Below are 12,711 nucleotides of genomic sequence, written 5' to 3'. Positions count from 1 at the left end.
CGCACTCTTAGGCGGTGCGCAGCTGCGCCTCCAGCACCTCCTGTGCGAAGTCCCACAACGGGGTTGCAACCCCAGCTTTGACGCCCATGCGTCGGATCGCTCCGACCTGGGCGTCTAATTCGTTGGGCAATCCTTCCTTGATGTCGCGCTGCATTGAGGACGTGCTGTCCGGGTGCTGCTGGCGGGCAAACTCCATGGTCTGTTCCACCACGTTCTCTGGTAGCTCCACGCCGAGTGCGCGCCCGACGGCCTCGACTTCCCGCATGAAGGCCTCGAGCTGGCCGGGGATTTCCTGGCAGAGGTAACCGATCGGTTTATCCACCAAGGCGCCCAGAGTGCCTGTCGGGGTGACGAACATGGCTTTCGACCAGACGTCGACAAGCGCGGCGTCGTGGAACTTGCTGGAAGCCCCCGCCTCCTTCAGCGCGGCCGCCAGCTCCTCGCCCGTACGGCGCAGGGACTCCGGGGCGTTGGCACTCAGCGGACCAAAAGCCAAAGCCAAGGGCCCTGGGTTGCGCTTGATCTGCGCCGGCTCCAGGCGAGTGGCATAGACGCGAGCGACACCGGCGAGGATGTTTTCTTCCCCGAATTCCTCGGCCGCCAGGTACGGAATCTCGACCGAGTTGTGCGTGGTCACCACCGGGATTCCCTGCAGGGCCTCGCGGTCCTCCGCGCTGCCAAAGGTCTCGTTGCCCGGCAGCGCCTTCGAGGCAATAATTGCCACATCCAGCCCACCCAAGAGTTCTTTGACCTCAGCAAAGGTGTGCGCAGCCGGGACCTTTATAACTTCGGTGGTTGTGGGTTCTGTGTGGGCGTCGATCAGCGTCACGCCCGTCTCCCCCAGAACCCGCAAGGTCTCACCGCGAGCGACGAAGGCGACGTCGTGGCCCGCTGCTTTCAGTTTTCCGCCAAAGTATCCGCCGATAGCGCCGGCTCCCAGAATTCCAATCTTCATGTCTCCAACCTAACTGGTGGAGACCTGCGCCACAGACTTTTATCCGCACTGCTCTAGATTACGGAAGCCAATTCCCAACGGCACACCTGCATTATCGATGAGCCGCACCCCACCCACGGTAGCGGCGATAAAGAGGCGGGCATCGCCCTCTGCGGGGGCCTCGCCCAGGTCGCGTCCGCGCAGCTCGACGTACTCCGGCTCCACGTTTGCTGCGGCCAACACTTCACGTGCCACGCGCACAACCTCTTCGGCTCCGGACTCCGCCGCGTACGCACCGGCGGTGAGTGCCGCCGACAGCGCGCTGGCTTGCTCGCGGGCCTCCGGTGCGACGTCCGCGTTGCGCAGGCTCATCACCACTCCATCCGGCATGCGTACCGAGGGCACGCCCTGCACACGCGCCGCGATGTGGAGGTCCGTAAAGGCCTGCTGGGTGGCCACGAGCAGCTCGTAATCCTTCTCCCCCATGAGCACATCGCTAGGACCCAAAGCACAGGTCAGCGCCACAATGCGGGTTAGCTCCGTACTCACGTCCTCCATGCCGTGATCGGGCGCGAGGATCCGCGTGCGCTGACTCTGCTCGCCGTAGCGCCACACCACGTCAACCCCGTCGAGGGCAGAGACGTCCGTCTCTGGGTCCACAGCCACGACCACGATGCCACCGCGCACGCGCTGCGCCGCCTGCACCAGAACCAAGTGACCCGCATGGATATCGCGGCCTAGCGGCACGAGCACCACGCGCTTGCCCGTCTTGCGGTAGGCGCTGCCGACCATGCGGATGCGCTCGATATCCTCCACTAGGAGTTGTTCTGCCACGGCGCTTCCTTTCTGACTGCCCACAGTTCCAATTCTTCAATCCGCTCCTGCTCGCCCACCATCCGGGCGACGTCGCGGTAGTTGCGCGCCATGCCCAGCTCCACGGCGGCAGAATAAGCATCGATGATGTCCCCGGCGTCGAGGTCGAAGGCGCCGCCCATAAAGTTTTCGATAATCCCCGCCTTTATCGCCGCCCACACGCTGAGTGCACCGAGCATCTCCGCGTAGTACAACCGTGCGGCACGTTCGGCGCGCTGCTCCTCCGGCACCGTTTCTGCGGACTGGGAAATCTCCGATAGCAGCAGACCAATGACGGTTTCCGCTACCTCATCGGGCGTGCTCACCGCATAGGAGTCAGCCAATGGTGCTGCGGCAATCGTCACACAGCCTCGTATTTCCAGCTCATCGAGTGCTTCTACCCCAACCAGCAACGAGGTATGAATAATAATCTGCCTAGGGCGCACGTGCTTGGCCACATCCCCAACAGCCGCCTCCAGCTCTCTCGCCGTTGCAGCGATAATCAGTGCATCGAAGCGGTCCAACTCGGAGGGGTCCTCAAGGCTCTCGATGGTGTGGCCGGCCCACTCGAGGCGCCGTGCGAAGTTAAGGCCGGCCCGGGAGTTACCCCAGACCGCCACCCGCATGCGTGGTGCCTTCATCTACTTCTTGTCGCCCTTGTTCTGCTGTTCCTGCTGACGCTTGCGGCGTGCCATGAGCTCCGCCACGGAGACCGCGCCCTCGCGGTGCTCATCGCTGCGGCGGCGGCCACGGGTGCTGGTCTGTGCGGTGTCTGCCTCCGGCTTGCGGTGGCGGTGGTGCGGCTGGGCCGGGGCAGAGTTCTCCTTGATGTGCTGCCCGCCCGCAGCACCCTGGTTCCACTGCACGGCCTGGAAACTATCGGTCTTAAACTCCGGCGCCTTCTGCTGCGGCTTCGGCTGTGGCTGGGGTTTCTCGGCCTTCGGCTTCGGTTGCGGCTTCTGCTGCGCCGCCTGCGGCTTAGGCTGCGTTTCGGTCATTGGGCGAAATGCCGGGGGACGGTTCTGAGAAGGCTGCGGCGCGCCGAAGGGCGATGGGGCTGGGCGGGCGCCCTGCTGTTCTGCGGATTTCCCGGCGGGCTTCGCGGCGGGCTGCTCGGCTGGCTTCGGAGTGGGTTGCTGAGCAGGCTTCGCGCCTGGCTCCGCAGCCGGCTGCTGGGCGTTAGCACGGGCATTATCCGCCAACAGGTTGTCCAGCGGGTTGCTCACCGGGTGGGTCGGCTGCGAGCCGAGGCGGCCTGCCACGGCGTCGGCAGACGGCGCGCCGCCGGACTTCTGGGTGAAGTTCACGGTGGGCGCATCGCCGCGCTCATCCACGCTCGCGCCACCGGCCTTGCGCTCCAGCTCCTGGATACGGCGGGCCTCCGCGTACAGGGCGGCAGGTTCGTAGACCCACTCGCGCCCCGAGATCTCCTCGATTTGGGCGCGGATGGCCTCCAGCTCAGAACGGATCTCCGCCAGGACCTGGCTGTTGTCTGCTGTGGAAGATCCGGAGGCGGTCAGCGAGGAAGCGGCATGGGCGCGCTCCACCGCCAGAAGCTCGTTGGCTTCATGGGCCTGACGGCGGTAGCGCACCACCAGGAAGAAGCCCAGAACCGCGGCCCACAGGGAGGCGAGCAAGGCGATCTTCAGCGCATTCGCCGAGCCCGAAATCAGCATGACCAGGCTGGCAATGACCGCGAGAATGACCAAGACGATGAGTCCGATGGAACCGGCGTCCGTCTTCGAACCGGACTGGGAAGACTCCACCGACGTTGGCGGCTGGGAGTCCGGCTGTACAGAAAACTGGGTCGTCGGGCGATCATCCGGGGCCGACTCGTGCTGGGGCTCAGGGGCGTGGTTCGGACTCGTCATGCCCACTAACTTACCGCTTGTGCACCATCAGATGGAGGTGGCACCTCGCAGTGTCGCTCCAACACCACTCCGGCAACGCACATCGCGGCACCACCCAGCGCTGAGGTCACCACCCCGGCCAGGTCACCGGCCGCAGCAACGAGCTCGCCGGCGCGCGGCACGACATAGACCGCCATTCCCGCATAGGCCCCGCCCACGATGGCGCCGGTCCACGCGGAGGCTTTACCGACGAGCAGGAATTGTGCGATGGTCATGGGATTCAGCTGCGAGCTATCCAGGCCGATGCCATGCTCATCGTCCTTGGCGCCGCGCACCTTGAGGGTCAACAGCACGCAGACCAGCGCCATGGCCCACAGGGAAATTGACACCGTCGCCGGAATGGCCAGCATTGAGCCATAAAAGCGGGTGGTGAGGATGGCGGCCGCTGCGGCCACGAAGAGGGCCACGCCGACGAGCGCGCTGATCGACGTCCTCTTCATCGCCTACCCCACTTCCTTCACCGCTGCGACCTCGTCCTCATCGAGACCCGCGATGAGCTCGCGCACCGGGGTGCCGTTGAGCTGTGCATGCTCATCCGCAGCCAACCACGGCACGAGCACGAAGGCGCGCTCGTGCGCATAGGGGTGCGGGAGGGTGAGCTCCGGATCATCGGAGGTCACGCCGTCTACCTGCACGATGTCCACGTCCAAGGTGCGCGGACCCCAGTGCCGCACGCGTACGCGCTCGGCGGTCTCCTCCAACTTCTGGCCGCGGCGCAGCAGCTTCAGCGGAGTGCAGTCCACGTCCACGATAAGCACTGCGTTGAGGAATTCATCTTGGTCGGTCACGCCCCACGGCGGGGTGGCATAGACCGGGGAGGCCGCAACGGTCTCGGCGGCGAATTCATCGAAAACGGTCTGTAGGAGCGCGCGGCGGTCCTCCATGTTGGAGCCGATGGACAAGACAGCGCGCATTAGCCTGCCATCCGCTTCCGGGAGCGGCGCGCTACGACGGCGACGTCTGCAAAGGTGCGCGGGATGGGTGCCTTCGGCTTGTGGATCGTCACCTCGATGGCGTGGAGGATCTCGAAGCGCTTCATCGCGGTCTCGGCGACTTCAGCGGCCACCGTTTCGATGAGATCGCGGGAGGGGCCTTCGACGATGTTTGCGGCGACGTCGGCAAGCTCGGCGTAATTCACCGTACGGGACAGGTCATCCTCGATGCCCGCGGTGTCCAACCAACATGTGACGTCCACGATGAAGGGCTGCCCCGTCTTCTTCTCTTCCTCGAAGACTCCGTGGTAGCCAAAGCATTCCAGACCGGTGAGCTCGATGCGATCCGCCATGGGCTTAAGCCCTCCCCAGCGAAGTCGAGACCACGGTTCCTCCATCGGCGCCGTTGGCATAGCTGCCGGAGGCATGCTCGCCGCCGGTATACGCCGCGCCCGCATTCCAGGCGGCGGCCACATCCACAGCATCGCGGGAGACGTCGACCTCGTGCACGCGCACGCCCCACGCTCCCATCTGCGCGGAGATGGCGGTCACGGCCGCGGTGGCCGGATCCGCGAGCAGCGGGCTGGACTCGGCACCGCGATCCTCCCGGATGGCGGCGAGGAAGCGCTTGCGGGAAGCGCCCACGAGCAGCGGGAACTCGCCCTGCAGGAACTCCGGCAGCGCCTTGAGCAAAGCCCAGTTATCCTGCGGGGACTTGGCAAAGCCCAGGCCCGGATCCACGACGATATTGTCGTGGCTGACACCTGCCTGCAGGGCGTTATCGGCGAGCTTCGCCAGGGACTCGTGGACATCGCGCACGACGTCCCCGCCGTGGTCGGCCACTCCGGCCGCGCTGCCGAACTGGACGGTGCGCCAGTGCATGAGGCACACCGGCAGGCCGGTGGCGGCCATGGTGCGGTACATGTCCGGGTCGGCCGCACCGCCGGAGACGTCGTTGATCATGTCGACACCGGCCTCCGCGGCCGCTGTGGCAACCGAGGCTCGCATCGTGTCCACCGAGGTCTTGATCCCCTCCTCGTGCAGCGCCTTGATGACGGGCACGACGCGGCGCTCTTCCTCTTCGGCCGCGACACGCACCGCACCTGGGCGGGTGGACTCGCCGCCCACATCGATCATGTCCGCGCCGGAGGCCACCAAGTGCCGGGCGTGCGCGATGGCGTCGTCGACATTAATCCAGCGTCCGCCGTCGGAGAAGGAATCTTCCGTGACGTTGACGATGCCCATGACCAGCGTGCGGCCGGGAACGGTAAGGTTGCTGACTGCCATGGAAACTAGCTCCTAATGAGGCTCATGACCTCCGCACGGGAGGCCGCATTCTTCTTGAAACCGCCGCGGACTGCGGACGTCGTCGTCGTGGCCCCTGGCTTGCGGATGCCGCGCATGGCCATGCACAGGTGCTCGCACTCGATGACCACGATGACGGACTGTGCGTGGAGGACGTCCACGAGGGCGTCTGCAATCTGAGAGGTCAGGCGTTCCTGGACCTGCGGGCGCTTGGCGTACATATCCGCCAGGCGGGCCAGCTTAGACAGTCCGGTGACGTGGCCGTCGGGGCCCGGGATGTAGCCGATGTGTGCCTTGCCGTAGAAGGGCACAAGGTGGTGCTCGCACGTGGAGTAGATGGGGATATCGCGCACGAGGACGAGTTCCTGGTGCTCCTCCGCGAAGGTCTTGTGGAGGACCTCGGTCGGGTCCTGGTGGAGACCGGCAAAGACCTCCGCGTAGGCGCGGGCCACGCGGGCCGGGGTTTCGCGCAGGCCCTCGCGGTCGGGGTCCTCGCCCACGGCGATGAGAAGCTCGCGGACAGCGGCTTCGGCGCGCTCGTGATCGAACTCGCGCTGCGCCGGGATGTTATCGCTCATTATTCTCGCCGTCCTTGTACGGGTTGTTGCGGTATTCGTTGTCTCCCCAGCCGGGCGCGCCCCAGGCGTGATCCTCCGGCTTGGCGTGGCGGCCGCGGCGCTCTTGCTCGCGTTCGCGTGGCTGTGCTTGAGGCTGTGCCTGTGCTTGCGGTTGCGATTCCGGCTGTGCTTGTTGCTGCGGTGCAGCGGACTCCGGCACGCGCGGAATCTCCTGGGTGACCTCGTTGCTGGGGCCCTTCTGCTCTTCAGCCGGTTGCTCCGCAGCCGGCTGGGCCTGCTCTGGGGCCACGGTCTCATCGTGTGCTCCATCGCTTTCGGCACGGTCCTCGCTGAGCTCGCGGCCGGTAGGTTCGGTGATCTCGGATTCACCGAAGAAGGTGTTGCCCTTCTCCGGATCCACGTAGTCACCTGCGTGCTGGCCAAAGCTGAAGCCGATCTCCTTGACCGGCGCCGCCGTCCCGGCGGCGTCAGCGGGCTCTCCGCCGTTTTCCTTTGCTCGCTCCAGCTCCGCGTGGCGGCGCTCGCGGGCGGCACGGGAGGCGTCGAGAAGCGTCATGCGTTTCGGCAGCTCCTCACCGCGCTCCTGGGCCAGCTCCACCGGGGTCTTCACCGGCTCGCGGCCAGCCTGGCGCGGGAAGCGGGCGTCCTCGTTCGGGAAGACGTCGAAGGCCTCGCGCGGCTCGATGCCCTCGAAGATGCCCTCGAGGTCCGGGCGGCGCAGGGTTTCCTTCTCCAGCAGCATCTCGGCGAGCTTATCCAGGTAGTCGCGGTGCTCGGACAGGATGTCATAGGCCTGCTGGTGCGCGCGGTCCAAGAGGTACGCCATCTGCTCATCGATCTTGGTGGCCACGGAATCCGAGTAGTCGATGGTTCCACCGCCGCCGGCATAGCTGAAGGGATCGCCCTGTTCCTGGCCGTACTTGACGGTGCCCAGGTCCGGGCTGAAGCCGTATTCGGTCAGCATGGAACGCGCGATCTTGGTGGCGTGCTCGATATCGGAGGAGGCACCGGTGGTCGGTGCGCCGAACACGAGCTCTTCCGCGGCACGCCCGCCCATGGCGAAGACGAGGCGAGCGAAAAGCTCGTCGCGGGTGTACATGCCCTTGTCGTCTTCCTGCGCGGTCATGGCGTGGCCGCCGGTGCGGCCGCGGGCCAGGATGGTCACCTTGTAGACGCGCTCAATGTCCTTGAGCGCCCACGCCGACAAGGTATGGCCGCCCTCGTGGTAGGCGGTGACCTTCTTCTCATGCTCAGAGATGATCTTGCTCTGGCGGCGCGGGCCGCCGACGACGCGGTCGGTGGCCTCCTCCAGCGCGTCGTAGGTAATGACGTTGCCGCCAATGCGCGCGGTGAGCAGGGCAGCCTCGTTGAGAACGTTGGCCAGGTCCGCACCGGACATGCCGGCGGTGCGCTTGGCCAGCTGCGCCACGTCCACTTCCTTGGCCAGCGGCTTGTCCTTAGCGTGCACGCGCAGAATCTGCTCGCGGCCGGCCAGGTCCGGATTGGTCACCGGGATCTGGCGGTCGAAGCGGCCCGGGCGCAGAAGCGCCGGGTCCAAGATGTCGGGACGGTTGGTGGCGGCGATGAGGATGACGCCCTCACGGTCACCGAAGCCATCCATCTCCACGAGCAACTGGTTCAGCGTCTGCTCGCGCTCATCGTGGCCGCCGCCGGTACCGGAACCGCGCTGGCGGCCCACGGCGTCAATCTCATCGACGAAGATGATGCACGGGCTATTCTGCTTGGCCTGCTTGAACAGGTCGCGCACGCGGGAGGCACCGACGCCGACGAACATCTCCACGAAGTCGGAACCGGAAATGGAATAGAAAGGCACGCCGGCCTCACCCGCAACGGCGCGGGCCAGCAGGGTCTTACCCGTGCCGGGAGGGCCGTACAACAGCACGCCGCGCGGGATTTTCGCGCCCAGCGCGTGGTAGCGCTCCGGATCATCCAGGAAGTCCTTGATCTCCTGGAGTTCATCCACCGCTTCATCCGCACCGGCAACATCCGCAAAGGTGTTGGTGGGCATGTCCTTGGTCAGCTCCTTGGCCTTGGAGCCACCAATGCCGAACATGCCGCCCGCGCCCTGCTGCATGCGGGTCATGAGCCAGAACAGCAGCGCGAAGAGGATCAGCATCGGCAGCAGGAAGCTGATCATGGAACCGATGAAGGAATCCTGCGTCACCTTGGTCTGGTACTTCTCCGCACCAGAGCCCTTCACCGCATTGAAGACCTGCTCGGAGGCGCGGGCCGGGTACTTGGCAATGACCTCTTCGACGCCCTCCTGCTCCTCCACCGTCACCGGCTTCTTGAGCTTGAGGCGCAGCTGCTGCTCGCGGTCATCGATCTGTGCTTCCTCGACGTTCTTATCCGTCAGCTGCTGCATGGCCACGGAGGTGTCCACCTGCTTGAAGCTGCGGGCATCATTGCTAAAGAACGTGAAAGCGTACAGCAGGATGAGAACTAGGCCCGCGATCGAGCCATAGCGGATGATGTTCTTATTTTTCATTAATTACCTTGCGAATTCGAGGCCTCATGCAACAGAGGGCAAGAAAAACTAGTCGTTGCTGTATACCGCAGGCTCCAGCGTGCCCACATACGGCAGGTCACGGTAGCGCTCCGCAAAATCCAGGCCATAGCCCACGACGAACTCGTTGGGGATATCAAAGCCCACGTCGAAGAGATCCAGCTCCGCCTTGACTACCTCAGGCTTGCGCAGCAGCGTGACCACTTCCAGGGAACGCGGCTGGCGACCCTGCAGATTGCGGATGAGCCAGGACAAGGTCAGGCCGGAGTCGATGATATCTTCCACGATGACCACATCGCGGCCCTCGATATCGCGGTCCAGGTCCTTCAAAATACGCACCACGCCCGAGGAGGAGGCCGAGTTGCCATAGGAGGACACCGCCATGAACTCCAGTTGGGACGGAATGGTGAGCTTGCGGGCAAAGTCCGTCAAGAAGAAGACCGCACCCTTGAGCACGCACACCAGGATGAGGTCATCATCGGCGTTGCTGTATTTCTCGGAAACGCGGTCCGCCATCTCTTGGATGCGCGCCTGAAGATCGTCTTCGGCGACGAGTACGTTTCTAATGTCCTCTCCATAAGGATTGGCGGGGACGGCTGAATCATGGTTGTCGTGCACGTGAGCGCTCCTTTGCTGACCGAGGCAATAGTGACAGTTTGCCACCAACGCGTGCGACTTCCAACCTTGTACCTCTCTTTTCACCACGGACGGCGACTGGCCCCTGCCCGTGCCACTGCACGCACAGGGCATCGATGCCGCGCACCGCCTCGCGCGTAACCTCTACCCCTTCCTCGCGCAGCCACGCGGCAATCGCCCGGCGGCGCTTCGGCTCGGGAAGGGCGGCCAGCTCGGCGCAGTCGGGGGTGGGGTGGGTGGTGAGGAAGGCGTCGTCAAGCGCGGCGTCATAGGCTGCCTGGGCCAAAGCCGGCACGGGGTCACCACCCAGGATCTCCTGCAGCTGTGGGAGGATCTCGCGGCGCAGCGCCACGCGGCGAAAGGCCGGATCCTGGTTCTGGGGATCGTGCCAGACGTCCAGCCCTAGCTCCGCGCAGGCGGCCTCGGTCTGGGCGCGGCGCACGCGCAAAAGGGGGCGCAGCACGCGCACGCCCTCCACCTCGGAGCGCTCGCACATGCCCGCCACCTTCCCCCGCAGGGCGCTCAGCAGCAGGGTTTCGGCCTGGTCATCGGCGGTATGAGCCACCGCCACCTCGCCCCAGGGCGCGAAGGCACGGTACCGGGCGGCGCGGGCTTCGGCCTCAACGGAGCCGTGCTTGGCGACGTCCACCGGCAACACCTCCGCCCCCGCTCCCAATCCACGAGCCTGGTCGGCAGCCCGGCGCGCCTGTGCGGCCGAGCCTTCCTGTAGGCCATGGTCGACGCAGAGCGCTGTGACCTCATGCCCTTCTGCGGCGAGGGCCGCGGTCAGCGCCAGCGAGTCGGCCCCGCCGGACAAACCCACCGCTATGGCCCGCGGTTGCTGCCCCACCACGGCGCGGGCGGCCACCCGGCAGGCCAAGAAGTTGGGGCTTTTGCGCGGCCAAAAAGGTTTCTTAGAAGTCATGGAGTGCGGCGGCGAGGGCGTCTTGGGCCTGGCGAGCGGAGGTGACTTCGCCGTCGTTGACCAGGAAGGCGAAGGCATAAACCCGGCCCGACTGGCCTTGGGCGGTGCCGGTCAGCGCAGAGGTTCCGGTGAGTGTGCCGGTCTTGGCGCGCACGAAGCCGCGGGCGGGCGAATCGGAATAGCGCTCATAGAGGGTTCCTTCGCCGCCGGCGAGGGGGAGGTAGCCCAACAGTGGGCGAAGCTCTTCGGTGGCCACGGCTTGGTCCGCGATGTGCGCGAGGAGGCCTGCCGGGATGCGATTATCGCGGGAGAGACCGGAACCGTCCTTTAAGGTGACGCCGTTGACGTCGATGCCGGCGCCGCTGAGCGTGTCGAGGGTGGCCTGCGCGGCACCGTCAAAACTTGCCTCCGCATCTTGGCTGATGGCCAGCTCGCGGACGATGGCCTCTGCCATGACGTTGTCGGAGTCCTTCGCCGCTTGCTGCGCGCGCAGGGCCAGCGGCTCGGACTCGCTGGAGGCGATGGCCTCCGCGTTGTCGGGTGCGGGGGCCATGTCGGCTTTATCGGTACCCAGGCGGTTGGCGAGCGCGCGGGCGACGTCGAGTGCCGGCTCATGGGAGCGCGGGACGTCCCCGGTCTTCTCCCCGATGCGCCCGCCGTAGAGCATGGCTGGCTGGATGGGTGCGACATAGCCACCGTCGATATTGTCATCGTCCCAGCCGGGAGCCTGGTCGGGGCCAGCCCAGACGGAAGTGTCGATGGATACTCGGTTGACGGTGCTCATGTGCTTCTTGATCTGCTCCGCGAGCTCATCGAGGCGCTCGTCCGTCAGCCACACATCGCCGGAGGCTTTGATGACCACGTCGCCATCGTTATCGCCCTTGACCACTTCCGTAGTGAGGCGCTCTTCTTCATCGAGCGCGAGCGTTGCTGCGGCGAGGGTGAGGACCTTGGTTGAGGAGGCGGGCGTGAGCGGCTTTGCGGGTTCGCGCTCCCACAGCACCTCGTGGGTGGTGGTGTCGATGACCTGACCGCCGAAAGTGGCGAGGGCTTTGTCTTTGCCCAGTTCATCCAACTTCGCTTTAAGCGCGGCGGTGTCTATCTCACCAGGCTCGACGGGTTGGAGCAGCGTTTCGGGTTCTGCCTGCTTATAAGGTTGGCCGTGGTCCAGTTGATCGTAGGTGCGCTGGACTTCTACGCCCACTGCGGCCGTCGCCGCCACGACGCCGGCCGTGACGAGGGCCGCAGTACTCCACCAGACATGCTTAGCTTTCATCGCCCTTTAGACTAGCGCGGTAGACTATGCGGAGCACATGCCAACCTATTAGTTATGGAGGATTCAGCCGTGAGCGTTGAAGTAACCATCGAGATCCCTAAGGGCTCCCGCAACAAGTACGAGATCGACCACGAGACCGGCAAGGTCCACCTCGACCGCTACCTGTTCACCCCGATGGCCTACCCGGCTGACTACGGCTTCATCGACCACACCCTGGGTGAGGACGGCGACCCGCTCGACGCACTAGTGATCCTCCCGGAGCCGGTCTTCCCGGGCGTTGTCGTGGAGGCCCGCATTCTCGGCGTATTCAAGATGACCGATGAGGCCGGCGGCGATGACAAGCTGCTTGCCGTCATCGATGACCCGCGCTGGGAGCGCTACCAGGACATCAACGATGTGGAGCAGCACATCAAGGACGAGATCGAGCACTTCTTCGTCCACTACAAGGACCTGGAGCCGAACAAGGAAGTTACCGGCTCCGGCTGGGGCGACAAGGCTGAGGCAGAGAAGATCCTCGAGGAAGCAAAGGCTCGCTTCAAGTAAGCCGCTGCTTCCGCGTGCCAGCGAGAGCACTGTCAGGTACGTTTTGGTAAATAAGGGCTGAAAACCTACCAGTTTTTCGCCACTATTTGCGAAAACGTACCTTTTTCGTTCCGGGGGGAACATTGATTGAGATTTATCGGGGACGCGATGTCTCCCGCGGGGCTCGGCGCAAGGGAGCCATCAAGATTGCGAATGGCTTTTACCTCTCAAAGGAGCCAACACCGCTTCAGCTAGCACAAATCATGTCGCGTGAATGGCCTGACTTAGCGCTTGACGGCTATTCCGCCGCTCGC

General features: G+C 65.0%; 14 protein-coding genes. 1 reads left to right on the top strand and 13 read right to left on the bottom strand.

What is annotated here, in order from left to right; all coding sequences use genetic code 11:
• Window positions 1-7 precede the first annotated feature (7 nt).
• Genes QP999_RS03825 through dacB form a run of 13 tightly spaced genes read right to left on the bottom strand, consistent with a single transcriptional unit; the run spans window position 8 to window position 11,875 of the window.
• A complete protein-coding gene (locus QP999_RS03825; protein ID WP_193629562.1) occupies window positions 8-955 on the bottom strand; it encodes a 2-dehydropantoate 2-reductase in 948 nt (315 codons plus the stop codon).
• A gap of 39 nt (window positions 956-994) precedes the next feature.
• Entirely contained in the window at window positions 995-1,726 is a 732-nt protein-coding gene (locus QP999_RS03820) for a pantoate--beta-alanine ligase (protein ID WP_284847739.1), read from the bottom strand.
• A 23-nt stretch (window positions 1,727-1,749) separates the two neighbouring features.
• Window positions 1,750-2,427: a Rossmann-fold NAD(P)-binding domain-containing protein gene (locus QP999_RS03815; protein ID WP_193634668.1), complete on the bottom strand. Its 678-nt coding sequence runs from the start codon at window positions 2,425-2,427 to the stop codon at window positions 1,750-1,752.
• The gene (locus tag QP999_RS03810) at window positions 2,428-3,657 is read right to left on the bottom strand and encodes a DUF6779 domain-containing protein (protein WP_284847715.1); all 1,230 of its coding nucleotides are present in this window, start codon (window positions 3,655-3,657) and stop codon (window positions 2,428-2,430) included.
• Window positions 3,658-3,662: 5 nt separating this feature from the next.
• The gene (locus tag QP999_RS03805) at window positions 3,663-4,136 is read right to left on the bottom strand and encodes a DUF3180 domain-containing protein (protein ID WP_070522739.1); all 474 of its coding nucleotides are present in this window, start codon (window positions 4,134-4,136) and stop codon (window positions 3,663-3,665) included.
• A gap of 3 nt (window positions 4,137-4,139) precedes the next feature.
• Window positions 4,140-4,610, bottom strand: coding sequence for a 2-amino-4-hydroxy-6-hydroxymethyldihydropteridine diphosphokinase (folK, locus tag QP999_RS03800; RefSeq protein WP_070522736.1), 471 nt, complete (start codon window positions 4,608-4,610; stop codon window positions 4,140-4,142).
• Window positions 4,610-4,981: a dihydroneopterin aldolase gene (gene folB, locus QP999_RS03795; RefSeq protein ID WP_070522732.1), complete on the bottom strand. Its 372-nt coding sequence runs from the start codon at window positions 4,979-4,981 to the stop codon at window positions 4,610-4,612. Before folB ends, folK begins: the two co-directional genes overlap by 1 nt.
• Before the next feature lie 4 nt (window positions 4,982-4,985).
• Complete coding sequence (gene folP, locus QP999_RS03790; RefSeq protein ID WP_070522729.1) at window positions 4,986-5,915, bottom strand: dihydropteroate synthase; 930 nt, start codon at window positions 5,913-5,915, stop codon at window positions 4,986-4,988.
• A gap of 5 nt (window positions 5,916-5,920) precedes the next feature.
• On the bottom strand, window positions 5,921-6,511 hold the full coding sequence (folE, locus tag QP999_RS03785; protein ID WP_070522726.1) for a GTP cyclohydrolase I FolE: 591 nt from the start codon (window positions 6,509-6,511) through the stop codon (window positions 5,921-5,923).
• Window positions 6,501-9,020: an ATP-dependent zinc metalloprotease FtsH gene (gene ftsH, locus QP999_RS03780; protein WP_284847714.1), complete on the bottom strand. Its 2,520-nt coding sequence runs from the start codon at window positions 9,018-9,020 to the stop codon at window positions 6,501-6,503. Before ftsH ends, folE begins: the two co-directional genes overlap by 11 nt.
• A gap of 48 nt (window positions 9,021-9,068) precedes the next feature.
• A complete protein-coding gene (gene hpt, locus QP999_RS03775; RefSeq protein ID WP_070622973.1) occupies window positions 9,069-9,656 on the bottom strand; it encodes a hypoxanthine phosphoribosyltransferase in 588 nt (195 codons plus the stop codon).
• Entirely contained in the window at window positions 9,640-10,599 is a 960-nt protein-coding gene (gene tilS, locus QP999_RS03770) for a tRNA lysidine(34) synthetase TilS (protein WP_284847713.1), read from the bottom strand. The genes hpt and tilS overlap by 17 nt, the downstream gene beginning before the upstream one ends.
• Window positions 10,589-11,875, bottom strand: coding sequence for a D-alanyl-D-alanine carboxypeptidase/D-alanyl-D-alanine endopeptidase (gene dacB / locus QP999_RS03765; protein ID WP_070622967.1), 1,287 nt, complete (start codon window positions 11,873-11,875; stop codon window positions 10,589-10,591). Before dacB ends, tilS begins: the two co-directional genes overlap by 11 nt.
• Before the next feature lie 69 nt (window positions 11,876-11,944).
• On the opposite strand from dacB, the gene QP999_RS03760 reads away from it, so the two are divergent.
• The gene (locus QP999_RS03760; RefSeq protein WP_070522711.1) at window positions 11,945-12,418 is read left to right on the top strand and encodes an inorganic diphosphatase; all 474 of its coding nucleotides are present in this window, start codon (window positions 11,945-11,947) and stop codon (window positions 12,416-12,418) included.
• The last annotated feature ends 293 nt before the right edge of the window (window positions 12,419-12,711 follow it).

It is taken from the genome of Corynebacterium sp. MSK004, assembly GCF_030232515.1.
Taxonomy (GTDB): domain Bacteria; phylum Actinomycetota; class Actinomycetes; order Mycobacteriales; family Mycobacteriaceae; genus Corynebacterium; species Corynebacterium hesseae.
This window is presented reverse-complemented; position numbering and strand designations above follow the sequence as displayed.

Bases quoted from the DNA above. Each gene is read 5' to 3' on its own strand.
- QP999_RS03805 (WP_070522739.1), bottom strand. From the start codon at position 4,136: ATGAAGAGGACGTCGATCAGCGCGCTCGTCGGCGTGGCCCTCTTCGTG.
- dacB (WP_070622967.1), bottom strand. From the start codon at position 11,875: ATGAAAGCTAAGCATGTCTGGTGGAGTACTGCGGCCCTCGTCACGGCC.
- folK (WP_070522736.1), bottom strand. From the start codon at position 4,610: ATGCGCGCTGTCTTGTCCATCGGCTCCAACATGGAGGACCGCCGCGCG.
- folB (WP_070522732.1), bottom strand. From the start codon at position 4,981: ATGGCGGATCGCATCGAGCTCACCGGTCTGGAATGCTTTGGCTACCAC.
- QP999_RS03820 (WP_284847739.1), bottom strand. From the start codon at position 1,726: ATGGTCGGCAGCGCCTACCGCAAGACGGGCAAGCGCGTGGTGCTCGTG.
- tilS (WP_284847713.1), bottom strand. From the start codon at position 10,599: ATGACTTCTAAGAAACCTTTTTGGCCGCGCAAAAGCCCCAACTTCTTG.
- folP (WP_070522729.1), bottom strand. From the start codon at position 5,915: ATGGCAGTCAGCAACCTTACCGTTCCCGGCCGCACGCTGGTCATGGGC.
- ftsH (WP_284847714.1), bottom strand. From the start codon at position 9,020: ATGAAAAATAAGAACATCATCCGCTATGGCTCGATCGCGGGCCTAGTT.
- QP999_RS03815 (WP_193634668.1), bottom strand. From the start codon at position 2,427: ATGAAGGCACCACGCATGCGGGTGGCGGTCTGGGGTAACTCCCGGGCC.
- QP999_RS03825 (WP_193629562.1), bottom strand. From the start codon at position 955: ATGAAGATTGGAATTCTGGGAGCCGGCGCTATCGGCGGATACTTTGGC.
- QP999_RS03810 (WP_284847715.1), bottom strand. From the start codon at position 3,657: ATGACGAGTCCGAACCACGCCCCTGAGCCCCAGCACGAGTCGGCCCCG.
- folE (WP_070522726.1), bottom strand. From the start codon at position 6,511: ATGAGCGATAACATCCCGGCGCAGCGCGAGTTCGATCACGAGCGCGCC.